The following is a 24,001-nucleotide window of genomic DNA, read 5'->3' on the forward strand; positions in this document are numbered from 1 at the left end:
ACTAATTACTAGCGAGTAAGAGGTTGCCCGGGACTGGGCCTGGGACCGATCGGAACCGGTTGTGTTCGCAGCGTGACCGCCGGGACAATGGAGGCGATGAACGACGACCTCGCGGCCCTCGCCGCCCGCATCGACCGCACGAACGAGCTCCTGAACCGCATGCTCGCCGAGGTGGCCAAGACACCCTCGACCCATGCGATCTTCGTCGACGCGGGCTATCTGTACGCGGCCGCGGGCCGGCTGGTCGCCGGCACGGAGGACCGGCGCGCCTTCGACCTCGACGCCGAGGGTCTGATCGAGGCGCTCATCGACCGGGCCCGCTCGATCTTCGCCGACAGCCGGCTGCTGAGGGTCTACTGGTACGACGGCGCCCGCCGCCGCATCCACACCGCCGAGCAGCAGTCCATCGCCGAACTCCCCGATGTGAAGGTCCGCCTCGGCAATCTCAACGCCAACAACCAGCAGAAGGGCGTCGATTCGCTGATCCGCAGCGACCTGGAGTCCCTGGCCCGGCACCGCGCCATCAGCGACGCGGCCCTGCTCGGCGGCGACGAGGATCTGGTCTCGGCGGTCGAGGCGGCACAGGGGTACGGGGCGCGCGTCCACCTCTGGGGCATCGAGGCGCCGGAGGGCCGCAACCAGGCGGAACCCCTCCTCTGGGAGGTCGACAGCCAGCGCACCCTCGACCTCGACTTCTTCAAGCCGTACGTCTCCCGGCGCACCCCGGCGGCCTACGAGTCGACGGCGGCCCGGCCGAGCCGCGAGGACGTACGGTTCGTGGGCGCGCAGATCGCCGCAAAGTGGCTCGCGGCGCGCGGCCGGCAGTCCCTGGGCGACCTGCTGCCCGGCCACCCCTACCTGCCCGGTTCGGTCGACCAGGACCTGCTGGTGGAGGCGGAGGGCCTTCTCCAGTACTCACTGCGCGGCCAGGCGGACCTCAGGCGCGCCCTCCGCGACGGCTTTTGGGAACACCTGCAGACGCAGTACTAGTACCTGGCCCCTACTCCCAGTCGTCGCCGTCCTGCTTGTCCCAGAAATCGGCGAGGGCGTGGGCGGCGGCCAGGGGCTGGTCGAGGTTCGGTGAGTGCTCGGCCCCGGGGACGACCGTCCGGTGCGCGCGCAGCCGCATCGCCATCTCGTCGAGGACCGGCACCGGCCAGGCGTCGTCGATGGCGCCCGACAGCACGTGGAACGGCAGCGGAACGGCGGCGAGTTCATCGACCCGGTCCGGCTCCACACACAACTGGCGTCCGGTGGCGAGCAGTTGGGCGGGCTTGTGGTTCACCCACCGCTGCCGCAGCTGCTCCAGCTGCCCGAAACCCCGGGCCGGACCGCCGACCTCCTCCGGCGGCCCCATCGCCAGGATCGCCTGCCACACCTCCGCCATGGTCATCACGGCGAGCACGTCGTGCAGCAGCTTCACCCGGGCCTGCTGCGACTCGGAGACGCGGGCCGGTCCCGACGCCATCAGGGTGAAGGAGCGGAACGGGGAGTGGTCCAGCAGCACGGCCGCCCGGGCGATCTGGCCCCCCAGGGAGTGGCCCACCAGATGCACCGGCGTGCCGACCGAGGCCGCCTGCGCGAGCACGTCCAACGCCAACTCCGCCTGCGCGTAGGGGGCTTCGTCGTACTCGGGGCCGTCCGACTCGTTCTGCCCCCGCCCGTCCACGGCGATGGTCCGATACCCGCGCGCGGCAAGGGGCCCGTGCAGCAGCTGGAAGTCCTCCTTGCTGGAGGTGAACCCCGGCAGCAGCATCGCCACCCCCCTCACCGGCACTCCGTCGCGCACGGGCGCGTCGACGACGGCGAACTCCCCACGCGCGGTACGCAGGGCGTACGCGTGGGCACCGGGGGGCGGGGGGAAGGTCGGCCTGGTCACGGGAGGGAGGGTATCGGGTGGGGGTGTGCGTGGGGGAGGAGGCGGTCGGACGGGGCAGGCTGACGGCCGACGGCCGAGTTTGCCCGGGCGGGTGAGGAAACGCCGGCGGCCCGGTCCCGCGTGGGTGCGGGGCCGGGCCGTCGGGTGGGTGGTGCGGAGAGGATCAGCTCTCTGCGGGGGCTTCGGCGGCGGCCGTCGCCTTCCGCGTACGCCGAACCCTCGGCTTCACCTCGGCCGCGTCGGCCGGAGCCTCGGCGGCGGCGGCCGTCTTGCGCGTGCGGCGCGGCTTCGCCTCGGCGGTCTCCGGCGCCTCGACTGCCGTTGCCGCGGTGGCCGTGGCCTTGCGGGTGCGGCGCGGCTTGGCCTCCGTGCCCTCGGCCGTGTCGACGGCGGCCTCGGCCTTGGCGGCCGTGGTCTTCCGCGTGCGACGGGGCTTGACCTCGGCGGCGGCCTCAGCGGCCTCCACGACCGGTTCCGCAGCCGTGGCCTTACGGGTCCGGCGCGGCTTGGTCTCCGTGGCCTCGCCGGCGTCCGGGGCGGCGGCGGCCGTCTTCCGCGTGCGACGCGGCTTGGCCTCCGTGCCCTCGGCGGTGTCCACCGCGACCTCGGCGGCGGCCGTCTTGCGCGTACGACGCGGCTTGACCTCCGCCGCTTCCGTGCCCTCGGGTGCGTCCACCACCGCGGCCGTCGCCTTGCGGGTCCGGCGCGGCTTGGCCTCCGTGCCCTCGGCCGTGTCGACGGCGGCCTCGGCCTTGGCGGCCGCGGTCTTCCGGGTGCGGCGCGGCGCGGCCTCGGCGGCGGCCTCAGCGGCCTCCACGACCGGCGCCGCGGCCTTGCGCGTGCGGCGCGGCTTGGTCTCCACGGCCTCGGCGGTGTCCACCGCGGCCTCGGCGGCCTTCCGGGTCCGGCGCGGCTTCGACTCCGTCACCTCGACGGCCTCGACCGCCTCGACGACCGGCGCCGCGGCCTTGCGGGTCCGACGCGGCTTGGTCTCCGCGACCTCGGCGGGCTCCACAGCCGGCTCCACGACCGGCTCCGTGGCCTTGCGGGTGCGGCGCGGCTTGGCTTCCGTCGCCTCGGCCGTGTCCACCGCCGTCTCCGCCGCGGTCGCCTTGCGCGTACGGCGGCGCGGCGTGGCAGCAATGGCGGGCTCGACGGCCTCCGCGGCCTGCGGCTGCGGCTCGACCACCGTCACCGGGGCCGTCTCGGCGGTCACCGGCGTCGACTCGGCGTTCCGGCGCGTGCGGCGGCGGCGCGGCTTCGACGGGGTCTCGATGCCGGTCTCCGGGGCTTCCGGACGGGTGTCCAGCGCCGCAGGGCCCTCCGCCGTCTCCACGGCGGCCTGAGCCGTCTCCGGCGCGGCAGCCGTCGTAGCGGCGGCCGGGGCGGACGATCCGCCGCGGGTGCGACGGCGACGGCGCGGCGTACGCGGTCCGGCCTCGTCGACCGCGGGTGCCTGCCCGGCCGCGGGGCCGGTCTCCGTCCGCTCGGCCGAGTCCGGCGTCGCGTCGACGGGCGAACCGTTGCGCGTACGACGGCGGCTGCGCGGGGTGCGGGACGGGCGCTCGCGCTCGGCGGTGCCGGAGTCGCCCCGTCCGCCGCGCGTACGGCCACGGCTAGCGCGGCTGCCCGGCTCACCGAGGTCCTCCAGCTCCTCCGCGTCGAGCCCGGCGCGCGTGCGCTCCGAGCGCGGCAGGACACCCTTGGTGCCCGCGGGGATGTCCAGCTCCTCGAAGAGGTGCGGGGAGGTGGAGTACGTCTCGACCGGGTCGTTGAAGTCCAGCTTCAGCGCCTTGTTGATCAGCTGCCAGCGCGGGATGTCGTCCCAGTCGACGAGGGTGATCGCCGTACCCTTCGCGCCCGCGCGGCCCGTACGGCCGATGCGGTGCAGGTACGTCTTCTCCTCTTCGGGGGACTGGTAGTTGATGACGTGGGTGACGCCCTCGACGTCGATGCCGCGCGCGGCGACGTCGGTGCACACCAGCACGTCCACCTTGCCGTTGCGGAAGGCGCGCAGCGCCTGCTCGCGGGCGCCCTGGCCGAGGTCGCCGTGGACCGCGCCCGAGGCGAAGCCGCGCCGCTGGAGCTGCTCGGCGATGTCCGCCGCCGTGCGCTTGGTGCGGCAGAAGATCATCGCCAGCCCGCGGCCCTCGGCCTGCAGGATGCGCGCGACCATCTCCGGCTTGTCCATGGAGTGCGCGCGGTACACGAACTGCTTGATGTTCGCGACGGTCGCGCCCTCGTCGTCCGGCGCGGTGGCGCGGATGTGCGTCGGCTGCGACATGTAGCGGCGCGCCAGGCCGATGACCGCGCCCGGCATGGTCGCCGAGAACAGCATGGTCTGCCGCCTGGCCGGCAGCATGTCGATGATCTTCTCGACGTCGGGCAGGAAGCCCAGGTCGAGCATCTCGTCGGCCTCGTCGAGGACGAGGGCCTTGATGTGCTTGAGGTCGAGCTTCTTCTGGCCCGCGAGGTCCAGCAGCCGGCCCGGGGTGCCGACGATCACGTCGACGCCCTTCTTGAGGGCCTCGACCTGGGGCTCGTAGGCCCGGCCGCCGTAGATGGCGAGAACGCGCACATTGCGCACCTTGCCGGCGGTCAGCAGGTCGTTGGTCACCTGCGTGCACAGCTCGCGCGTGGGGACGACGACGAGCGCCTGCGGGGCGTCGGTGAGGGCCTCGGGAGCGGCGCGTCCGGCCTCCACGTCGGCGGGGACGGTCACGCGCTCCAGGAGCGGGAGTCCGAAGCCGAGGGTCTTGCCGGTGCCGGTCTTGGCCTGGCCGATGACATCCGTGCCCGAGAGGGCCACGGGGAGCGTCATCTCCTGGATGGGGAAGGGGGTGGTGATGCCGACGGCCTCAAGGGCCTCGGCGGTCTCGGGGAGGATTCCGAGATCTCTGAACGTCGTAGTCAGGGTGCTGCCTCTTCTGTGTGCGCGGTGCGAGGCGAGCGCGGGGGTCGTTGACGGACCGTGCCGGGGACGTCGGCTGCCTTACGGTCGACCCACTCGGGCAAGCCGTATGACACGGGACCTCTGCCGACGCTCTAGCGCTCTCACCGCTGAGGGTGTCCCTCTGAGTTCGTACGCGTTGAGCTGTACGGACGACCAGGAGGGCTGTCGGGTCGGAGCCGATCGGGCCACCGACCGGGCATCCTCATACGTGCGGCCTGTCGGGATACGGCTAGGTACCCAGCAGGCGCATTACCACCATACCCCGGAATCCCGCACATGCGATGGCCGATTCGGTCACGTTGTGGTCGTCACAGTCCCGCGCGTCGTCGTGGTCACACTGATTGACCAGGGACTTCCCCCGCGCGGAAGGCGGGCTATTGTGCGCTTCATGACGACCTCTGACAAGCCCGGGAACGACGAGCGGCCCGCCACCGGTATCGCGGCCCAGGACTGGGCCACGGCCTCCGCCGACCCGCAGTACCGTGCCGCCGTCGTGGACCTGCTGGGCGCCCTCGCGTACGGCGAGCTCGCGGCCTTCGAGCGGCTCGCGGAGGACGCCAAGCTGGCGCCCACCCTGGAGGACAAGGCGGAGCTGGCGAAGATGGCGTCGGCCGAGTTCCACCACTTCGAGCGGCTGCGCGACCGGCTCACGGAGATCGGGGAGGAGCCGACGGGCGCCATGGAGCCGTTCGTCGCGGCGCTCGACGGCTTCCACCGGCAGACCGCGCCGTCGGACTGGCTGGAGGGCCTTGTGAAGGCCTACGTCGGTGACTCGATCGCGAGCGACTTCTACCGGGAGGTCGCGGTCCGGCTGGATTCCGACACGCGCGCGCTGGTGCTGGCCGTGCTCGACGACACCGGGCACGCGGGCTTCGCCGTGGAGCGGGTGCGGGCGGCCATCGACGCCGACCCGCGCGTGGGCGGGCGGCTCGCGCTGTGGGCGCGGCGGCTGATGGGGGAGGCCCTGTCACAGTCGCAGCGGGTCGTCGCCGACCGGGATGCGCTGTCGACCATGCTCGTGGGGGGCGTGGCCGACGGGTTCGATCTCGCCGAGGTGGGGCGGATGTTCTCGCGGATCACTGAGGCGCACACCAAGCGGATGGCTGCGCTGGGGTTGGCGGCCTAGCGCTTCGTTCGGGGTGGTTGCCCGGGGTGCGCGGCCTTCTCGCCGTGGTGGCTGGTCGCGCAGTTCCCCGCGCCCCTTTCGGGTCGGGCTTCGCCCGTACCCGAAAGCCTTACGCCGTCGCTGATCGGCGGCGGAGTCTTCCCGACGGGCGGAGGAGCAGGGACAGGGACGCCGCCGAGACCACCGCCGCGCCTGCCAGGCTCACGGCGACGCCGGCGGAGTCCAGGGCGCTGTCGGTGAGGAAGGCGCCGAAGAGGGCTCCGGCGACGGAGGTCGCGAACACCAGTGTGGCGGCGGGCAGACGGTGGGACAGGCGGCGAACCGCCACCCAGGCGAGCACGATGCCGAGCACAGCGGAGCCGAGCGCTTCCAAGATCATGTGGTCCCTCCCAGGTGGCCGGGCTGTGCACCGAGGTCGTAGCCCGTCATACCCGTGACCTGCGGAATGCAATCCTCGCGAGGGGCCGGCTCGCGCTCCGGGCGTGAGGGAACACGAAGAGGGCCCGGTGACCTCATGTCACCGGGCCCTCTCGACGCGTGTGCGGCTACAGCGCGCCGAAGCCCACCTTGCGGGGGGCCGGCTCGCCCAGCTCCACGTACGCGAGGCGGTCCGCCGGGACCAGGACCTTGCGGCCGTGCTCGTCCACGAGGCTGAGCAGCTGCGACTTGCCGGCCAGGGCCTCGGCCACCACGCGCTCGACCTCCTCGGCAGTCTGACCGCTCTCCAGAACGATCTCGCGGGGCGCGTGCTGCACGCCGATCTTGACCTCCACGGCTATGTCCCTCCGACGGTCAGTGAGGTGCGCGGGCGTCCGCGCCGTACGCTGCACACATTAGCCCGGCGAGGGGACGTACACGCTCCGCCCGGCAACGCCAGGAGCGAACAGCGGGCGGGAACAAAACGCGTCAGTGCTGCTCGGTGCCGTGCAGCGGGAAGCCGGCGATGCCGCGCCAGGCCAGCGAGGTCAGCAACTGGACGGCCTGGTCGCGCGGGACGCTGCGGTCGCTGTGCAGCCAGGAGCGGGCCACCACCTGGGCGAGGCCGCCGAGGCCGGAGGCCAGCAGCATCGACTCCGCGCGCGAGAGACCGGTGTCCTCGGCGATGACGTCGCAGATCGCCTCGGCGCAGTCGTTGGTCACCTTGTCCACGCGCTCGCGTACCGCGGGCTCGTTCGTCAGGTCCGACTCGAAGACCAGACGGAAGGCGCCGCCGTCGTCCTCGACGTAGGCGAAGTAGGCGTCCATGGTCGCCCGGACGCGCTGCTTGTTGTCGGTCGTCGACGCAAGCGCGTTCCGTACGGACTGGATCAGGGCCTCGCAGTGCTGATCCAGCAGGGCGAGGTAGAGATCGAGCTTGCCCGGGAAGTGCTGGTAGAGCACCGGCTTGCTGACGCCGGCGCGCTCGGCGATGTCGTCCATCGCGGCCGAGTGGTAGCCCTGTGCCACGAAGACTTCCTGGGCGGCGCCCAGCAGCTGGTTCCGTCGGGCTCGGCGCGGCAGGCGCGTGCCCCGCGGGCGCGCCGCCTCTGTCTGCTCGATGGCTGTCACGCCGCCTCCCAAAGTCGTCCATATGCGGTGTGCCGCCGCGCCGCCATCGTACTTTTCGGTAACCGTGGTGTGCGCGGTGCGAGCGCAGAATTTCACGGACCGGACGCCGACGAAAGCCGTGCGAAAGGTTTCAAACGGCTGTTGCCCGGGCATAATGGGCGTCCTTGTAGAAGCCCGTGACCCCGTTTTCCGGGTTTTCCGGCCAGGAAACCGCTGTCGCCCAGCGCCGGCTCAGCGGCACCTCACCGATGTCTCATCGGTAGTCGTCCTCGTCGATGGAGACGACCCGGGTCTGTTCGACGAGATCCGCCTCGTTCGCCCGGGCCGGGTCCACGGCTTCGAGGGGGTCGTCGCGGTCCGGCGCGATGTCGGCGTGCTGCTCCGCGGCGTCGTTCTCCGGGGCTTCCACGTCGTACTCCGTGGGTGCCTCGGTGTCCGACTGCTCGAAGGTGTCGGGGTCGGTGGGGTCGACAGCCATTGCGGGCTCCCTTCCTACGAACGTCCCTGGGGGAAGCAGGGGCCACACGCGGGTGCCCTTTCTACGAGCCTAGCCTCGTCCGGGTGTTCGGCGGCCACTTCTGTGGGGCCGAACAGTGGACCTCTGTGACGCCGAACACGTGAGCCACTGCGTGATCGTCTCGTAACATTGCCGCATGTCTTCGACCGAGCTGCCCGCCGTGCCGCCCACCAGTGTGCTTCCGGAGGCGGTGTCCGTCCGGATCGCGGACGGCGAACGGCTGCGGTCCGTCGGGCTCCCCGGCGTCACGCTGACGATCCGCTCGCGCCCACCCGCGCGCGAGGGCCTGCCCCCCGCGCTGTACGTCCATGGGCTGGGCGGTTCCTCGCAGAACTGGTCCGCGCTGATGGCGCTGCTCGACGGGGTCGTCGAGAGCGAGGCGGTCGACCTGCCGGGCTTCGGCGACTCCCCGCCGCCGGACGACGGCAACTACTCCGTCACCGCCCACGCGCGCGCGGTGATCCGCCATCTCGACGCGGCCGGCCGCGGGCCCGTCCATCTCTTCGGCAACTCGCTCGGCGGCGCGGTGTCGACGCGCGTCGCCGCCGTGCGGCCCGACCTCGTGCGCACGCTCACCCTCATCTCCCCGGCGCTGCCCGAGCTGCGCGTGCAGCGGACCGCCGTGCCGACGGCGCTGCTCGGCCTGCCGGGCGCGGCCGCGCTCTTCAGCCGGCTCACCCGCGAATGGACGGCCGAGCAGCGCGTACGGGGCGTCCTGGGGCTGTGCTACGGCGATCCCGGGCGGGTGACACCGGAGGCGTTCGGGCACGCCGTGGAGGAACTGGAGCGGCGGCTCCAACTGCCGTACTTCTGGGACGCGATGACCCGTTCCGCGCGCGGGATCGTCAACGCGTACACCCTGGGCGGGCAGCAGGCGCTGTGGCGCCAGGCCGAGCGCGTCCTCGCCCCGACCCTCCTGGTCTACGGCGGCCGCGATCAACTCGTCGGCGTCCGCATGGCCCAGCGGGCCGCCCGCACCTTCCGTGAGTCCCGCCTCCTGACCCTGCCGACCGCCGGGCACGTGGCGATGATGGAGTACCCGGAAACGGTGGCGACCGCCTTCCGCGAGTTCCTCGCGGAGACCACGGCGGCGGGGAGCTGAGGGGACCGGTGGGACGCCACAGCAGGCGCGGCCCCGCGCCCAAGCCCGCCAAGCCCGCCAAGGGCGACACCGGGGCGGGGACGATTCGGGGGGTTCAGGGGCAGCCGTCGGGGGAGCGAGAGCGGCAAGGACTGCCGGGGCCGCAGGGGCAGCTGGGGCGGCAGGGGCACCCGGGGCCGGGTCAAGGGGGCGCGGGTGCGCCTCGGTCCGGCGACGGTGTGTCCGTGTCCGGGCAGGGTGCGCCTGAGCGTGGGCGCGGGACGCAGACGCGTGGTGTGCCGCGTTTCCCTGATGGCACCCCGGCGCATGGCACCACCCGCCTTCCGGATGGCACCCCCGCCCACGGCACCCCCCGCCTTCCCGACGGCACCCCCGCTCACGGATTTCCTCAAGTGCGGGGTGGGCATCCCCAGCAGGCCGAAGCTGGGGGTGGCTGGGGTGAGTTGAGGGCGAGTGGGGCGGTCGCCGGGGCGCAGCCCACGCTTCCCCGGCAGCGGCCGGCGTATCCCTCCGGGCCGCGCCCGGACTATCTCGACGCCTTCGACGAGGACGACGACGTCTTCGGCGGCCGCCGCCAGCGGGCCACCGCGCCCGGCTCCGCCGGGGCGGCCGGGGCCTCCAGGGCTACCGGGGCCGCAGCGCGTCTCTCCGTCACCGACTGGGAGCCCCTCACCACCGACCCCGACGACGACGTGCCTCCCACCGGAACGCCGGCCCCCGCCAAGGGCGGCAAGGGCCGCGCCTTCACCGGCATCGCGGCCGCCGCCGTCACCACCGTGCTCGCCGTGGTCGTCGCCGGGCAGGTCGCGGACGGACGGGACGGCGACGACGTACGGGCGCGGTCGGCCACCGACCAGGCCCGGGACACCCATGAATACGCCTCGCGCGGGGACGACCGGCCGAGTCCGTCGTCGTCCGCGTCCGCCGGCGTGACGACGCTGACGTACGACCAGATGATGGCCACGCGGTACCCGCTGAGCGCCAAACTCAAGGGTTCGGGGAAGTTCGACGCGGTCCCGGGGATCGCCAAGGCCCCGGGCAAGGGGCAGAAGTACACCTACCGCGTGGACGTCGAGCAGGGCCTCGGGCTCGACGGCGAGCTCTTCGCGCAGGCCATACAGAAGACGCTCAACGACAACCGCAGCTGGGCGCACGCCGGTGCCCGGACCTTCGAGCGGATCCACACCGGCAAGCCGGACTTCGTCATCACGCTCGCCAGCCCCGGCACCACGGCCGACTGGTGCGCCAAGTCCGGCCTGGACACCACCGAGGACAACGTCTCCTGCGACTCCGCCGCCACCGAGCGCGTCATGATCAACGCGTACCGGTGGGCGCAGGGTTCCGTGACCTACGGCGACGACCTCCACGCCTACCGGCAGATGCTCATCAACCACGAGGTGGGCCACCGCCTCGGCTACAGCCATGTGACCTGCGACAAGAACGGCGAACTCGCCCCGGTCATGCAACAGCAGACGAAGTTCCTCGACCACGACGGGATCCACTGTCTGCCCAACCCGTGGCCGTACCCCGGGCACTGACGCACCGTACACCTCGCCCCGGCGTAACGTTTCGTACACGCATGATCTCCTAGCGCGACGGAACGCCACCCGCACGGGAAAGTTACGACCGTTCACCCCTTTTGGTGGTGCGACGGACAACCGTCCATCGCACCACCACCTTGTCCGCATACGTTCGTCCCGCTGCGAGCCGCCGGGTCAACGGCGGCTCCCCACAAGGGAGAACGGGGGTGCACGCGTGCGCATCGGACTGCTGACGGAAGGCGGCTATCCGTATGTGAGCGGTGACGCCGGCCTCTGGTGCGACCGGCTCGTGCGCGGGCTCGGACAGCACGAGTTCGACATCTACGCGCTCAGCCGCAGCGAACACCAGGAGGACGCGGGCTGGGTCGCCCTTCCTCCGCAGGTCGGCCGAGTGCGGACGGCGCCGCTGTGGACGGCCGGCGACGGGGCCGCCCTCGGGCGCCGCGCGCGCCGGCGCTTCGCCGAGTGCTACGGCGAACTGGCGGCCGCCCTGTGCGAGGGCAATCCGGCTCTCCGCGGCGAGGGCGATCCGGCTCTCCGCGACAGGGGCTGGGATCTTCGCGACGGGAGTTCGGCCCGGGCGGAGGAGCCTGGCTCCGCCCATCAGGCGGACCGTTTCACCAACGCGCTGTACGGGCTCGCCGAGCTCGCCCGCGACACCGGCGGGCTCGCCGGAGCGCTCCGCTCGGAGCGGGCCGTGCGCGCCCTGGAACGCGCCTGCCGCGCGCCCGGTGCGCTGCGCACGGCGCGCGAGGCGCGCGTCCCCGAGCTCCTCACCGTCACCGCCCACCTCGAACGCGCCCTGCGCCCCCTCTCGCTCGACTGGTACGAGGACGACGGGCTGGGCTCGGTCGACCTGTGCCACGCCGCGTCCGGGGGAGTGGCGGCCCTGCCGGGACTGCTCGCCCGCCACTTCTCGGGCGTACCGCTGCTCGTCACGGAGTACGGCGTGCGGCTGCGCAGGCACTACCTGGGAGCGGGCGGCCCCGCCGAGGAGGCCGCGCCACCCGCCGTACGGGCCCTGCTCGCCGCCTTCCACGGCCGGCTCGCCGCCGAGGTCTACCGGCAGGCCACCTTCATCACGCCCGGCAACGCCCACGCGCGCCGCTGGCAGGAGCGCTGCGGCGCCGACCGCGCCAAGCTGCGCACCGTCTACCCCGGCATGGACGCCTCCCGCTTCGCCGAGGTGGGCGAGTCCCCGGACGGTGCCGACCCCGACACGCTGGTGTGGGTCGGCCGGGTGGAACCGGCCAAGGACCTGGTCTCCCTGCTGCACGCCTTCGCCGAGATCCGCAAGGAGGAGCCGAAGACGCGGCTGCGGATCATCGGCGCGCCGGGCGGGGCCGAGGGCGAGGCGTATCTGGGCCACTGCCGGGTGCTCGCCGCCCAGCTCTTCCCCGACGAGGCCGAAGGGCCGCACACCGTCGGCGACAACCCGGTGTCCTTCGAGGAGATCGGCGGACCCGAGGCGCCGACCCTCGCCGACGCGTACGGCGTGGGCGCCGTGGCCGTCCTGTCCAGCGTCGTCGAGGGCTTCCCGCTCGGTCTCGTCGAGGCGATGTTCTGCGGGCGCGCGACCGTGTCGACCGACGTCGGCGCGGTGGTCGAGGTCATCGGCGGCACGGGTCTCGTCGTACCGCCGCGCAACCCGCGTGCGCTGGCCGAGGCGTGCGTGGCGCTGCTGCGCGACCCCGAGCGCCGTGCGCGCCTGGGCGCGGCCGCCCGCGCCCGCGCGCTCGAACTGTTCACCGTCGAGCAGAACATCGCGGCATTTCACGGCATTTACCTGGAGACCGTCGCCCAGTGCCCCGTCCGGCGGGTCGTCCTCGACGCGGCCGGCGACCCCCTGCCCTTCGCCGTCCCGGCCGAGGCACACGTCCCGGGCCGCTGGACGGACCTCACCTCGCGCGCCGTCACCCGCCGCGGCCCCGGATGGACGGCGGGTCCGCCGGTACGGGGGACGGTCCCGGCGGGGGAGGGGGCACGATGAGCGGCCTGGGCGAACTCGACAGGCCGGGAACACCGGCGAACCCGGGAGCGTGGGACGAGCGCTCGGAACAGGCCGTGCGGGACGTACGGCAAGCACCGGAGGTACCGGAAGCACCGGAGGTACGGGACCTGCCGCCTGCGGGGCGTGACGCGGCCGTTGAGCCGGACGCCGGCGGCGATGCGGTGTTCGAGCCGCCCGCAGAGCCGCCCGCAGAGCCGCCCGCAGAGTGGCGCGCGCCCGCCGCACCGGACCGTCCGTCCGCCGCACCGAGCCGTCCGCCCTCCGCACCCACGTGGCCCGAGCCCCCCGCCGCCCCCCAGAGGCCGGCCCCCCGCAGAGGCGCCGTGGACCCCGTCAAAGCGCTGATGCACCGTCACCGCGACCTGTGCGAACGCGCCGTGGATCCGCTGGAGATCGCGGCCGGGCTGGAGGCGTACGGCCTCACCGACCGCACCGCCGCCCGCTTCCGGCACCGTGACGTCTTCTCGCTCGCGGAGGAGATGTACGCCCGCGTCCCGCGCGACGGCGACACCCGCGCCCGCCCCGGCACCGGCGACCGGACCGTACGGGAGCCGTCGCCGCGCCCGGACTCCTCCCCGCGCCGCCGAGCCGTCCGCGCGCTCCTGCCCCTTCTGCCCGGCCTCCTGTGCGCCGCGGCCGCCGCCGGCCTGCGCCTCACGGACGGCAGGGTCCGCCTCACCGTCGCGGCCGCCGGAACGCTCGCCGTCGCCCTCGCCCTGCGCGCCGTCCTGCGCCACGGCCCCCTGAGCCCCCGCGGCACCACGCGCCCCACCCCCTCTGGCACGGCCACGCGCACCTGCTGGCTCCTCGCCTACGCGGCTCTCGGCGACGGCCTGCTCGACGTGGCCCTCGACGGAGGCCCCGACGGCCTGCCCACCGGCGCCCCGCACGGCGACTGGCCGCTCGCCCTGGCCCCCGTTCTCACCCTCGCCCTGGCCTGCGCGCCCGCCGCCTGGTGCGCCCACTTCTTCGCCGTACGCGCCCGGCGCAGGCTGGCCGCCAGCCGCGGCCTGGAGGAGTTCGCCGCCTCCGTGCGGCCGCTGCTGCTCGGCACGTTCGTCGTGTTCGTGGGAGCGCTCGCCGCGCTGACCGCGCTGTGCGCCGAGGCCCTGGACGAACCCGCCGCCTACGCGCCCACCCTCGCTCTGGGCACCCTGCTGCTGCTCGCCCGCCTCCTCGCCGTCCACGGGTCCACCCACGCGCCGAGAGCCGTCCTCACGGCGGCCGTGGCCGCCGAGGGAGCCGTCCTGGCCGCCGTCTTCGCGGGTCGTCTGCCGGGCTGCGGCGCGCTCTCCGCCCCGGTCGACACCGTGGTCGGCGCCTACGGTCCGGCCGGTGTGCCGGCCCTCGTCTGCGGAGCCGCCGCCCTGACCCTCCTGATCCACGCGACCCGCACCCTGACCAGGGCCTCGGCCCACGCGCGCCCGGACGAACCATGACGCTCCCCGCCACCCCCCTTGCGCAGGCAACCGCAACACCTCTGAAGGAGAGACCAGATGACCACCTCCCGATCCGGAGCGACCGGAGCGCACACCCCGGGAGCCGCACGATGAGGGTCCTGCTGATCGGAGCCAACGGCTACCTCGGGCGTTTCGTCGCCGACCGCCTGCTCGCCGACCCGGCGGTCCAGCTCACCGCGCTCGGCCGTGGCGACGACGCAGACGTCCGTTTCGACCTCGCGACCGGCAGTCCCGGAGCGCTCACCCGCTTCCTCGACGCGGTCCACCCCCAGGTCGTCATCAACTGCGCCGGCGCCACCCGTGGCGGAGCCCGCGAGCTCACCCGGCACAACACCGTCGCCGTCGCCACCGTCTGCGAGGCCCTGCGCCGCAGCGGCTGCGGAGCCCGCCTGGTGCAGATCGGCTGCGGCGCGGAGTACGGCCCGAGCCAGCCCGGCTCCTCCACCGCCGAGGACGCGGTCCCCCGCCCCGGCGGCCCGTACGGCGTCAGCAAACTCGCCGCCACCGAACTCGTCCTCGGCTCCGGCCTCGACGCCGTCGTCCTGCGCGTGTTCTCGCCCGCCGGCCCCGGCACGCCCGCGGGCTCCCCGCTCGGCCGGCTCGCCGAGGCGATGCGCCGGGCCATGCAGTCCGGCGACGGCGAGCTGAAACTCGGCGGCCTCGGCGCGCAACGCGACTTCGTCGACGTCCGCGACGTCGCCCGTGCCGTGCACGCCGCCTCGCTCTCCGCCGCGCAGGGCGTCATCAACATCGGCTCCGGACGCGCCGTGCGGCTGCGCGACGCCGCCGCGACCCTCGCGCGCGTCGCCGGATACGGCGGGGCCCTGCACGAACTCGACGGTCCGCCCGGACCGCTGCGGGCGGCCATCGGCCATCCCCGGCACGACCCCGACCACGCCGCCCCGGTCGCGTACCCGTACCCGGACGGCTGCGGCAGCTGGCAGCAGGCCGATGTGCGCACCGCGCGCGACCGGCTCGGCTGGCGCCCCAGGATCAACCTCGAAGAGTCCCTCGCCGACATCTGGATGGAGGCGGCATGCCGTATCTGACCAGCACCGCCGCGGGCAGCGCGACCACCGAGGACCACGCGGGCCTCGGCATCCCCGGCCTCGCCCACCCCCTGCTCGCCCCGGCCGAGTGGGGCGAGCTCGCCCGCCCCGGCGCACCCCTGCACTGGGTCGTCCTCAATGTCGCCGACGGCCCCGGTGCCCGCCCCGACCCGCACTGCCTGGAGGCGGTGGGCCGGCTGCGCGACGCCGGTGTCCGCGTCCTCGGCCGCCTCGACACCGCGTACGGTGCCCGCTCCCAGGGCGACCTCGCCGGCGACGCCGGCAAGTACGCCGACTGGTACCGGGTCGACGGCTTCCTCCTGGACCGCTGTCCCGGCAGCGGGCACGCGCTCCCGGGGATCCGCCGCACCATCGGCGCCCTGCGCGGCCTGCGTGACGAGTCCCACATCGTCCTGGGCCACGGCAGCCCCCCGCACCCCGACTACGCGGAGCACGCCGACCAGCTGGTCACCTTCTCCGGCTGCTGGGCCGACTACCGCTGGTCCCAGGCCGCCGAGTGGACCGCCGACCATCCGCCCCAGCGCTTCTGTCACTTCGTGCACGGTGTGCCCCGACCGCACTTGGAGGAGGCGCTGCGCATCGCCCGTTGGCAGGGCGCGGCCACCATCTGGTTCACCGACCGCACCGACGGGGGCGGCAGGGCCGATCCGTGGGAGACCATGCCCGGCTACTGGGACGAAATCGTCTCGCGGATCGGGATGGGTGTCTCGGAATGAAAAAGGCCATGGCACTGTTACGGAGAGAACAACCGTAGTGATAGACCGACCAACGGAGTCCCCGTGTCGCTGCCACCCCTGGTCGAGCCAGCCTCTGAGCTCACCGTAGACGAGGTCCGCAGGTACTCCCGCCACCTGATCATCCCCGACGTCGGGATGGACGGGCAGAAGCGGCTGAAGAACGCCAAGGTGCTCTGTGTGGGCGCCGGCGGCCTGGGCTCGCCGGCGCTGATGTATCTGGCCGCCGCGGGCGTCGGCACCCTCGGCATCGTGGAGTTCGACGAGGTCGACGAGTCGAACCTGCAGCGCCAGATCATCCACAGCCAGTCCGACATCGGCCGCTCCAAGGCCGAGTCCGCCCGCGACAGCGTCAAGGGCATCAACCCGTACGTGAACGTGATCCTTCACGAGGAGCGGCTGGAAGCCGACAACGTGATGGAGATCTTCAGCCAGTACGACCTGATCGTCGACGGCACGGACAACTTCGCGACCCGCTACCTGGTCAACGACGCCTGCGTGCTGCTGAACAAGCCGTACGTGTGGGGCTCGATCTACCGCTTCGACGGCCAGGCCTCCGTCTTCTGGTCCGAGCACGGCCCCTGTTACCGCTGCCTCTACCCGGAGCCCCCGCCGCCCGGCATGGTCCCCTCCTGCGCCGAGGGCGGCGTGCTGGGCGTGCTGTGCGCCTCCATCGGCTCCATCCAGGTCAACGAGGCCATCAAGCTCCTCGCCGGCATCGGCGAGCCCCTGGTCGGCCGCCTGATGATCTACGACGCCCTGGAGATGCAGTACCGCCAGGTCAAGGTCCGCAAGGACCCGAACTGCGCGGTCTGCGGCGAGAACCCGACCGTCACCGAGCTCATCGACTACGAGGCCTTCTGCGGCGTCGTCTCCGAGGAGGCCCAGGAGGCCGCGGCCGGCTCGACGATCACTCCCAAGCAGCTCAAGGAGTGGATCGACGACGGCGAGAACATCGAGATCATCGACGTCCGCGAGATCAACGAGTACGAGATCGTCAGCATCCCGGGCGCCAAGCTGATCCCGAAGAACGAGTTCCTCATGGGCACCGCCCTGGAGACCCTCCCGCAGGACAAGAAGATCGTCCTGCATTGCAAGACGGGTGTCCGCAGTGCGGAAGTCCTGGCGGTCCTGAAGTCCGCGGGCTTCGCCGACGCCGTCCACGTCGGCGGCGGCGTGATCGGCTGGGTCAACCAGATCGAACCGCACAAGCCGGTCTACTGACCCGGTTTCCCGGTCCCTTCGGCGGGGGCCTCGCGCACCACGGGTGCTCGGGGCCCCCGCCGTCGTCATGAGCAGACCTTGCCGTCCTTCGGCACCGTGCCGTCGAGCAGGTAGGAGTCCACCGCCGAGTCGACGCAGTCGCTCCCGCTGCCGTACGCCCCGTGTCCCTCGCCCTTCCAGGTGAGCAGCACACCGACACCCTTGCCCAGCTCGTCGGCCATCTTCCGGGCGCCCTCGTACGGCGTCGCGGGGTCCCCGGTGTTGCCCACCAGCAGGATCGGCGCCGCCCCCGCCGCGCTCACCTCCGGCGTGTCGAACTGCCCGGCGACCGGCCAGTCGTGGCACCACCCGGCCGTGTCCCAGCCGAGGAAGTCGCCGAACACCGGCGAGATCTTCTCGAACTCCGACAGCCGCTGCTTGGTCTCCCGCGCGGTGGGCCGCTGCCGGTCGTCCAGGCACGATATGACCCGCTGCGCGTGGGTCGTCGTGCCGTAGTGCCCCGAGGAGTCCCGCTCGTTGTAGGAGTCGGCGAGCGTCAGCAGCTCCGAGCCGTCGCCCTCCTCGGCCGTCTTCAGGGCCCTGGTCAGGCTGGGCCAGCCGGCCTCGCTGTACAGCGGCACCACGATGCCGGTGACCGCGAGCGTCTGGGTCAGCTCGCGCCCGGACGACGTCGGCAGCGGCTTGGCGTCGATCCGGTCCAGCAGCGCGGCGATCTTCCGCGTGCCCTCCTTCGGGTCCTGGCCGGTGGACTTCAGGTAGTCGTCGAGCGCGCGCTGGAAACCCCGCGTCTGGTTCAGTGCATGGCCCACCGAGTCGGCGCCCGGGTCGACCACCGCGTCCAGGATGAGCCGCCCCACGTTCTTCGGGAACAAGTGGGCGTACACGCCGCCCAGTTCGGTGCCGTAGGAGATGCCGAAGTAGTGCATCTTCGCGTCGCCCAGGACCTGGCGCATCAGGTCCATGTCGCGCGCGCTGTCCGTGGTCGACACATGAGCGATCAGCTCACCCGCGGCCTTCTGGCAGCCCTTGCCGAAGGCGGTGGCGTCCGCGAAGTACGCCGTCTCCTCGGCCTGGGTGTCGGGGGTGGCGTCGAGGGACTCGGCGGCCGCGATCTCCTTGTCGGAGCGGCAGCGCACGCCCTCGCTGCCGCCGACCCCGCGCGGGTCCCAGCTCACCAGGTCGTACCGCTCGCGCAGGGAGGACACCGTGGACGCGTAGGCCGGCAGGGTCGAGACCCCCGAGCCTCCGGGCCCGCCGAAGTTGAACAGCAGCGATCCGATGCGGTCCCCGCCGCTCGCCTTCTTCCGCACCATCGCCAGGCCGATCGTCGGCCCGTCCGGCTTCGACCAGTCCAGAGGCGCCTTCAGCGTCGCGCACTGCCAGGTGGGGCCCGGCGAGGGCGGGTCCGGCGTCCCCTTGCACCGGCCCCAGTCGAGCTTCTGCCCGGTCAGCGAGGCGGGCAGGGCGGCCGAGGCGGCCGCCGTGGACGCCCCCGTCGACGACGCGGCGGAGGACCCCGCCCCCTTGCCGTCGTCCCCTGCGTCCGACGAGCCCCCACTGCACCCCGTCACCAGCAGCGCGGCTGCGGCGCCGAGCGCCGTCCACCGTACGAAACGCGCCATGTGCGTGTCCCCCCTCACGAGCCGTCCGCACCGGGCGGCGAACGGCGGTCAGGCCATGGTAGGCGGATCACAAGACTCCCGTCCGAGCCTGTGGATAACCTTTTGACCTGCACTTTTGTTGCGATCGGGAGGTGGTGGTCAGGAGCAGACGGTCCCGGCGGCCGGCACTTTCCCGTCCAGGAGATAGCCGTCGACGGCACGCTGGACGCAGGGGTTCTTGCTGTCGTACGCGCCGTGCCCCTGCCCCTTGTACGTCAGCTCCACCCCGACGCCCGGGCCCAGCGCCTCCGCCATCTTCCGCGCCCCCTCGTACGGCGTGGCCGGGTCGCCGGTGTTGCCCACGACGAGGATCGGCGCCGAGCCCGTGGCGCTCACCTCCGGATGGTCGGCGACACCGGCCACCGCCCAGTCCGTGCAGCTGACCATGCCCCAGGCCAGGAAGTCCCCGAAGAGAACGGAGGCGTCCCGGAACGCGGGCAGCCGGCTCTCCACGTAGCCGGGGGAGTAACGCGGCTTGTCGTCGGCGCAGTTGATGGAGACATTGGCCGCGGTGATGTTGCTGTACTCGCCGTTCTCGCTGCGGCCGTTCATCGAGTCCGACAGCAGCATCAGCCCCCTGCCGTCCCCTTCGTACGCCTGCTCAAGGGCGCTGGTCAGGAACTCCCAGAAGTCCTTCGAGTACAGGGCCTGTGCGATGCCGTTGGTGGCGGCGGTCTGGGTCAGTTCGCGGGGGAAGATGCCCGGGATCGGCTTGGTGTCCAGGCTCTTCAGCAGGGTGGCGATACGGTCCTTCACCTCCTGCGGGGTGTCCCCGACGGGGCAGTCCTCCGCCTTCGACGTGCAGTCCTCGGCGAAGTTGTCGAGGGCGAGCTGGAATCCCTGGGCCTGCCCGAGGGCGCCCTGCTCGGGTGTCTGCGTCGGGTCGACGACCGCGTCGAAGACGGCCCGCCCGACGTTCCTCGGGAACAGATGGGCGTACACGCCGCCCAGTTCGGTGCCGTAGGAGATGCCGAAGTAGTACAGCTTGGCGTCGCCGAGGACCTGGCGCATCAGGTCCATGTCGCGGGCCGCGTCGGTGGTGCGCACATGCGGCAGCATCTTCTTGGAGTGCTTCTCGCAGGCCGAGTTGAACTCCTTGGTGTTGTCCAGCAGCGTGGTGCGCTCGGCGGCGTCGTCGGGCGTCATGTCCTGCTGGAAGTAGGCGTCGAGCTGCTGGTCGTTCTCGCACTTCACGCCCGCGCTGCGGCCGACCCCGCGCGGGTCGAAGCTCACCAGGTCGTAGCGGGTGCGCAGTTTCGCGTAGTCGTCGCCGAACGCGGGCAGCGTGGAGACGCCCGAGCCGCCCGGCCCGCCGAAGTTGAACACCAGGGAGCCGATGCGTGCGCTCCGGCTGCCGCTGGCCTTGGCACGGATCAGGGCGATGCCGATCGTGTCGCCCTTGGGCTTGGCCCAGTTCCGGGGCGCCTTCATGGTCGCGCACTGCCACCGCCGGCCGCCCGGCAGCGGGGAAGGGGCGCTGCCGCCGCCCTCCGCCTGCGACGGCGCCGGGCAGTCCTTCCAGCTCAGCTTCTGCTCCGTCAGGTCCTCGTCGTCGGAGTCGTCACCGCACCCCGCCACCAGGGAGGACAGCAGGACGGCGGTGGCGGTCAGGACGGCGGCGCGCCGGCGGGAGGGGTTCGGCATGATCCCATCCTGAAGTCGCGCACCACTGCGCGCGCGGGGCGCGGGCCGTCCGAGGTACGCGCGGGGAACCGGCCCCGCGCGCGGGGAGCGGCCCGCGACCGGCGTCCCCTACAGGGCGCCCTTGCGCGACAGGTGGTTGAAGGCCAGCCAGCCCGGCAGGACCGGCAGCCACAGGGTCAGCAGCCGGAACAGCAGGACGGCCGGCGCGGCGACCTCCTTGGGCAGGCCGACGGCGATCAGACCGACCGTCAGCGTCGCCTCCACCGCGCCCACACCGCCGGGCGTCGGGGCGGCCGAGCCGAGCGCGTTGCCGGCGAGGAACACGACGGCGACGCTGGCGATGCTGATGGAGGTCTGCTCGTTGCCGAACGCCCGGATCGACGCGTCCAGGCACATCACGAAGCAGGCCGTCAGCAGCAGCATGCCGCCGATGCCGGTGACCAGCTTCTGCGGCCGCTGCAGCACGTCCAGCATGCGCGGCACGACACCCGCGAACAGCGACCGTACGCGCGTGGCGACGAACTTCCGCAGGAACGGCACCGACGTCACCACCAGCACCAGCACCGCCACCGTCAGCAGACCCGCGATCACCGTGCGGGACGGCGACAGCGACGGCGTCTTCTCGGTGCCGGTGAGATAGCCGAAGGACAGCAGCATCAGGATGTGGCAGCCCAGCCCGAACAGCTGCGAGGCGCCGACGCTCGCCACCGCGAGCCCGGGCCGCACGCCCGCGCGCTGCAGGAAGCGCGTGTTGAGGGCGACCCCGCCCACCGCCGCCGGCGCGACGATCTTCACGAAGGACCCGGCGACCTGCGCCGCCACCGTCCGCGGGAAGGGCACCCGCTCGGGCACGAACCCCAGCAGGCTCATCGCGGCCGCGACATAGCTCAGCGCGGAGAACAGCACCGCCGCCGCGACCCAGCCCCACTCGGCGTTGGCCACGAGCGGCCCGAACTCGATGTGGGTGAGCTGCGTCAGCAGGAAGTACGCGCCGATGGCCCCGGCGATGAAGCTGATCAGCGTGCGGGGCCGCACCCGCTCCAGGCGGGCCGGTTCGACCGGCGCCTGCGGGCGGATCCGCAGCACCTGGTGCCGGATCTGCGTCAGCAGATCCTCCTCGCGGGCCTCCTCCAGCGCCTCGTCGAGGGCCCGCTTCTCGGCCCGCGCCTCTGCGCGTACGGCCTTCTTGCCGGACTTCTCGGACGTGGTCCCGGCGCTGTCGTCCCCGGCCCCCTCCAGGCGGGCCTGCTTGGCCAGCCGGGCCGCTTCCAGGACCGCCTCCCGCTCGCGCTGCGCCCGCTCGCGGGCGAGTCGGCGCAGGGTCGCGCGCGTGGAGCGCGTCAGCGCGATCGGCTGGAGCATCGGCAGACAGTCCGCGACGGCGTCCGGGCCGAGCACGGCGACCGCCGAGGCCACCGCGCGCTCCGCGCCCGCGCGCAGGGCGAGCGTCGTCACCAGCTGGGCGACGTCCATGCGCAGCAGCAGCTCACCCGCCGCGATCTCGCCGCCGCGCAGATCGGTGAGGATCACCGTGCCGGAACGATCCACCAGGATCGCGTCTCCCGAGAGCCTGCGGTGCGCGATGCGCCGCGACTGCAGCGACTGCACCTGGCGCCAGGTGTTGCGCAGCAACTCGTCGGTGATCTCCTCCTCCGCCAGCGAGTCCAGCGTGCGCCCGCCGGTGTGCTCGTAGACGAGCATGACCGCGTCGGGTCCGAGCTCGCTGGTGGCGATCAGCTTGGGCGCGTTGGCGCCGGCCGCGATCGCCGCGTACGCCAGCAGCGCCTCCTGTTCCAGGGCCTGGCGCAGCGACTGAAGGCTGCTGCGGGTCGCGAAGCCGCGCAGGGTCAGATTGCGCCACGCGCGATAGAAGAAGCCCTGCGCCTGCTGTTCGCGGTCCACCACGGTGACGTCCAGCGGAGGGCCGTCCTCCAGGGTGACGAAGTAGCGCCGGCCCCGGTCGCTGTTGTCGGTGTCCGGCGCGTCCTCGCGGGCCGCGCTCACCGGGTGGAAGCCGACGGTGCGCAGCCCCGCCATCAGGGTGCGCCCGGTGGGCCGTACGTTCGGCGAGCCGACGGCGTACAGCGTGCCGTAGGCCACGCTCCAGCCGATCAGCACGGTCAGGATGATCGAGAACGGCGTGGTGTAGCCGGTGACGAGCATCGAGAAGGCGTCGAGCATCAGGACGATCCACAGCACCGCGCGCCAGCGCGGTCTGCGGGACATGCCGACGGCCGTCATGTACGCGATGACGGGGGCCAGGTAGCCGTGCACCGGGTCGGTGAGGGCGTTGATGTCACCGGGCGACGGCTGGGTGAGCGCTTCCTGGATGGAGTCGGGGGCGGCCTTGGCGACCCACAGATCGGTCGCCAGGGTCACCCCGTGCGCGAGGACGGCCGCGAGCACGCCGTCGGCGATGCGCAGCCCGTCGCGTTTGATCAGCCGCTCGATCGCGAACGCCACCGGCACCAGCAGGATCGCGATGCTGGACGCCAGTCCCGCGATCTTGATGAGCAGGTCGGGCGCCTGCCCGGTGCCCTTGTTGATGTCCTGTTCGAGACCGGACGTGGTGCCGTGCGCGAACGCGGCGATCGCCAGCAGCACGACGATCGCCAGGACGCCGATGAGCAGCCGCATCAGGTCGGAGGGGCGGTGCACGCGCGCGGGGAGGAGCGGCTCGTCGCCCTCGACCTCGTCGATGCCCGTCACGTCCACCGGCTCCGCTTCCCCGTCCTCCGGCGGCCGCGCCGGGAGCCCGGTGTCCGCGTCGGCCGGGCCGGGGCCGGTGTCCGGGCGCGACGCAGCATCAGAGGTGCCCTCCGCGTCTTCGGGGTGCACACCCTGCTGCTTCATCGTCTCTTCTTGATCTCGTATCACCGGTCACCGCCCGCACGATGGTGGCATGCCCCACCGACACACGGGGGCATCAGGGTGCAAACGCGGGGGCGCACAGTCTGCCCGAAGCGCCGCTCGGGGGCGAGGGTCACCCACCGTGGCGGGCCGGTCGCGTTGTCGGTGGGGTGGGGCAGGATGGGGCGGATGAGCGAGCAGAGCCTTCCGGACGACGCCCGGCCGGAGTACGCGGGCGAGCTGCCGGAGTACGCCGAGCGGGTCCTTGAGGTCGCCGAAATGATCCCGCCGGGGCGCGTCATGACGTACGGCGACGTCGCGGAGTGGCTGGAGGAGGGCGGCCCCCGCCAGGTGGGCCGGGTGATGGCCCTCTACGGCGGAAGCGTCCCCTGGTGGCGTGTGGTGCGCGCCGACGGGGTGCTGCTGCCGGGCCACGAACTGCGGGCCCTGGACCACTACCGCGCGGAGGGCACCCCGCTGAAGGAGGCGAGCAGGGCCGCCGAGGGCCACGTGCCGCGCATCGACATGAGGCGGGCGCGCTGGGACGGCGGCGAACACGCGGAGGGTCACACCTGACAGCTTCCGCCATCGGACCGGCCTGAGGGGACCCTGTGGTCCGTACGGGGGAAACGAGGCACGTCCGTGACATGACGTACGTTCGATGGGCAAGGGACGCGCGTG

The 24,001-nt window shown here is 72.8% G+C and carries 19 protein-coding genes; 10 read left to right on the forward strand and 9 right to left on the reverse strand.

The annotated features are described in order from the left end of the window. Positions 1-96: 96 nt before the first annotated feature. Positions 97-990: an NYN domain-containing protein gene (locus ACZ5NW_RS16920; RefSeq protein ID WP_468744603.1), complete on the forward strand. Its 894-nt coding sequence runs from the start codon at positions 97-99 to the stop codon at positions 988-990. A gap of 10 nt (positions 991-1,000) precedes the next feature. On the opposite strand, the gene ACZ5NW_RS16925 is transcribed toward ACZ5NW_RS16920, so the two are convergent. Beyond that, positions 1,001-1,879, reverse strand: coding sequence for an alpha/beta fold hydrolase (locus ACZ5NW_RS16925; RefSeq protein WP_468744604.1), 879 nt, complete (start codon positions 1,877-1,879; stop codon positions 1,001-1,003). Positions 1,880-2,042: 163 nt separating this feature from the next. Next, complete coding sequence (locus ACZ5NW_RS16930; RefSeq protein ID WP_468744605.1) at positions 2,043-4,700, reverse strand: DEAD/DEAH box helicase; 2,658 nt, start codon at positions 4,698-4,700, stop codon at positions 2,043-2,045. A 511-nt stretch (positions 4,701-5,211) separates the two neighbouring features. Here ACZ5NW_RS16930 and ACZ5NW_RS16935 point away from each other — a divergent pair. Next, complete coding sequence (locus ACZ5NW_RS16935) at positions 5,212-5,958, forward strand: ferritin-like fold-containing protein (RefSeq protein WP_468744606.1); 747 nt, start codon at positions 5,212-5,214, stop codon at positions 5,956-5,958. 109 nt (positions 5,959-6,067) lie between these two features. On the opposite strand, the gene ACZ5NW_RS16940 is transcribed toward ACZ5NW_RS16935, so the two are convergent. From ACZ5NW_RS16940 to ACZ5NW_RS16955, 4 genes are all read right to left on the reverse strand, one after another. Then, positions 6,068-6,337 carry a hypothetical protein gene (locus ACZ5NW_RS16940; protein WP_468744607.1) on the reverse strand — a complete coding sequence of 90 codons (270 nt, stop codon included), beginning with the start codon at positions 6,335-6,337 and terminating at the stop codon, positions 6,068-6,070. 166 nt (positions 6,338-6,503) lie between these two features. Next, the gene (locus ACZ5NW_RS16945) at positions 6,504-6,731 is read right to left on the reverse strand and encodes a DUF3107 domain-containing protein (protein WP_398859754.1); all 228 of its coding nucleotides are present in this window, start codon (positions 6,729-6,731) and stop codon (positions 6,504-6,506) included. Between the two features lie 133 nt (positions 6,732-6,864). Continuing rightward, positions 6,865-7,506 (reverse strand): TetR/AcrR family transcriptional regulator, encoded by a 642-nt coding sequence (locus tag ACZ5NW_RS16950; protein WP_468744608.1) that lies wholly within the window; start codon positions 7,504-7,506, stop codon positions 6,865-6,867. Between the two features lie 253 nt (positions 7,507-7,759). Continuing rightward, the gene (locus tag ACZ5NW_RS16955) at positions 7,760-7,984 is read right to left on the reverse strand and encodes a hypothetical protein (RefSeq protein WP_468744609.1); all 225 of its coding nucleotides are present in this window, start codon (positions 7,982-7,984) and stop codon (positions 7,760-7,762) included. Between the two features lie 175 nt (positions 7,985-8,159). Here ACZ5NW_RS16955 and ACZ5NW_RS16960 point away from each other — a divergent pair, with 175 nt between their 5' ends. The 7 genes from ACZ5NW_RS16960 (at position 8,160) to moeZ (ending at position 17,165) form a co-directional block, all read left to right on the forward strand. Continuing rightward, positions 8,160-9,125, forward strand: a complete 966-nt coding sequence (locus ACZ5NW_RS16960; RefSeq protein WP_468744610.1) for an alpha/beta fold hydrolase — start codon at positions 8,160-8,162, stop codon at positions 9,123-9,125. 8 nt (positions 9,126-9,133) lie between these two features. Beyond that, positions 9,134-10,663 (forward strand): DUF3152 domain-containing protein, encoded by a 1,530-nt coding sequence (locus ACZ5NW_RS16965; protein WP_468744611.1) that lies wholly within the window; start codon positions 9,134-9,136, stop codon positions 10,661-10,663. Between the two features lie 217 nt (positions 10,664-10,880). Beyond that, positions 10,881-12,656, forward strand: a complete 1,776-nt coding sequence (locus ACZ5NW_RS16970; RefSeq protein ID WP_468744612.1) for a DUF3492 domain-containing protein — start codon at positions 10,881-10,883, stop codon at positions 12,654-12,656. 365 nt (positions 12,657-13,021) lie between these two features. After that, positions 13,022-14,116, forward strand: a complete 1,095-nt coding sequence (locus tag ACZ5NW_RS16975) for a hypothetical protein (RefSeq protein ID WP_468745088.1) — start codon at positions 13,022-13,024, stop codon at positions 14,114-14,116. A 110-nt stretch (positions 14,117-14,226) separates the two neighbouring features. After that, the gene (locus ACZ5NW_RS16980; RefSeq protein ID WP_468744613.1) at positions 14,227-15,186 is read left to right on the forward strand and encodes an NAD-dependent epimerase/dehydratase family protein; all 960 of its coding nucleotides are present in this window, start codon (positions 14,227-14,229) and stop codon (positions 15,184-15,186) included. Continuing rightward, positions 15,174-15,923 (forward strand): spherulation-specific family 4 protein, encoded by a 750-nt coding sequence (locus ACZ5NW_RS16985; protein WP_468744614.1) that lies wholly within the window; start codon positions 15,174-15,176, stop codon positions 15,921-15,923. The genes ACZ5NW_RS16980 and ACZ5NW_RS16985 overlap by 13 nt, the downstream gene beginning before the upstream one ends. 63 nt (positions 15,924-15,986) lie before the next feature. Continuing rightward, positions 15,987-17,165 carry an adenylyltransferase/sulfurtransferase MoeZ gene (gene moeZ, locus ACZ5NW_RS16990; protein WP_468744615.1) on the forward strand — a complete coding sequence of 393 codons (1,179 nt, stop codon included), beginning with the start codon at positions 15,987-15,989 and terminating at the stop codon, positions 17,163-17,165. Positions 17,166-17,230: 65 nt separating this feature from the next. Here moeZ and ACZ5NW_RS16995 read toward each other — a convergent pair whose 3' ends face one another. The 3 genes from ACZ5NW_RS16995 to ACZ5NW_RS17005 all read right to left on the reverse strand — a co-directional run bounded on the left by ACZ5NW_RS16995 (position 17,231) and on the right by ACZ5NW_RS17005 (position 23,323). Continuing rightward, the gene (locus ACZ5NW_RS16995) at positions 17,231-18,787 is read right to left on the reverse strand and encodes an alpha/beta fold hydrolase (protein WP_468744616.1); all 1,557 of its coding nucleotides are present in this window, start codon (positions 18,785-18,787) and stop codon (positions 17,231-17,233) included. Positions 18,788-18,925: 138 nt separating this feature from the next. Next, complete coding sequence (locus ACZ5NW_RS17000) at positions 18,926-20,470, reverse strand: alpha/beta hydrolase (RefSeq protein ID WP_468744617.1); 1,545 nt, start codon at positions 20,468-20,470, stop codon at positions 18,926-18,928. Positions 20,471-20,578: 108 nt separating this feature from the next. Then, entirely contained in the window at positions 20,579-23,323 is a 2,745-nt protein-coding gene (locus ACZ5NW_RS17005; RefSeq protein ID WP_468744618.1) for a lysylphosphatidylglycerol synthase transmembrane domain-containing protein, read from the reverse strand. 186 nt (positions 23,324-23,509) lie between these two features. Here ACZ5NW_RS17005 and ACZ5NW_RS17010 point away from each other — a divergent pair, with 186 nt between their 5' ends. Then, positions 23,510-23,896 carry an MGMT family protein gene (locus ACZ5NW_RS17010; protein WP_468744619.1) on the forward strand — a complete coding sequence of 129 codons (387 nt, stop codon included), beginning with the start codon at positions 23,510-23,512 and terminating at the stop codon, positions 23,894-23,896. Positions 23,897-24,001 lie beyond the last annotated feature (105 nt).

Source organism: Streptomyces sp. NPDC032126, from assembly GCF_055580085.1.

What these genes read in the sequence shown, in the direction of transcription:
- ACZ5NW_RS16940 (WP_468744607.1), bottom strand. Translation starts at nt 6,337, where the DNA reads ATGATCTTGGAAGCGCTCGGCTCCGCTGTGCTCGGCATCGTGCTCGCC.
- ACZ5NW_RS16955 (WP_468744609.1), bottom strand. Translation starts at nt 7,984, where the DNA reads ATGGCTGTCGACCCCACCGACCCCGACACCTTCGAGCAGTCGGACACC.
- ACZ5NW_RS17010 (WP_468744619.1), top strand. Translation starts at nt 23,510, where the DNA reads ATGAGCGAGCAGAGCCTTCCGGACGACGCCCGGCCGGAGTACGCGGGC.
- ACZ5NW_RS16920 (WP_468744603.1), top strand. Translation starts at nt 97, where the DNA reads ATGAACGACGACCTCGCGGCCCTCGCCGCCCGCATCGACCGCACGAAC.
- ACZ5NW_RS17000 (WP_468744617.1), bottom strand. Translation starts at nt 20,470, where the DNA reads ATGCCGAACCCCTCCCGCCGGCGCGCCGCCGTCCTGACCGCCACCGCC.
- ACZ5NW_RS16930 (WP_468744605.1), bottom strand. Translation starts at nt 4,700, where the DNA reads ATGACGCTCCCCGTGGCCCTCTCGGGCACGGATGTCATCGGCCAGGCC.
- ACZ5NW_RS16980 (WP_468744613.1), top strand. Translation starts at nt 14,227, where the DNA reads ATGAGGGTCCTGCTGATCGGAGCCAACGGCTACCTCGGGCGTTTCGTC.
- ACZ5NW_RS16995 (WP_468744616.1), bottom strand. Translation starts at nt 18,787, where the DNA reads ATGGCGCGTTTCGTACGGTGGACGGCGCTCGGCGCCGCAGCCGCGCTG.
- ACZ5NW_RS17005 (WP_468744618.1), bottom strand. Translation starts at nt 23,323, where the DNA reads ATGAAGCAGCAGGGTGTGCACCCCGAAGACGCGGAGGGCACCTCTGAT.
- ACZ5NW_RS16960 (WP_468744610.1), top strand. Translation starts at nt 8,160, where the DNA reads ATGTCTTCGACCGAGCTGCCCGCCGTGCCGCCCACCAGTGTGCTTCCG.
- ACZ5NW_RS16975 (WP_468745088.1), top strand. Translation starts at nt 13,022, where the DNA reads ATGCACCGTCACCGCGACCTGTGCGAACGCGCCGTGGATCCGCTGGAG.
- ACZ5NW_RS16985 (WP_468744614.1), top strand. Translation starts at nt 15,174, where the DNA reads ATGCCGTATCTGACCAGCACCGCCGCGGGCAGCGCGACCACCGAGGAC.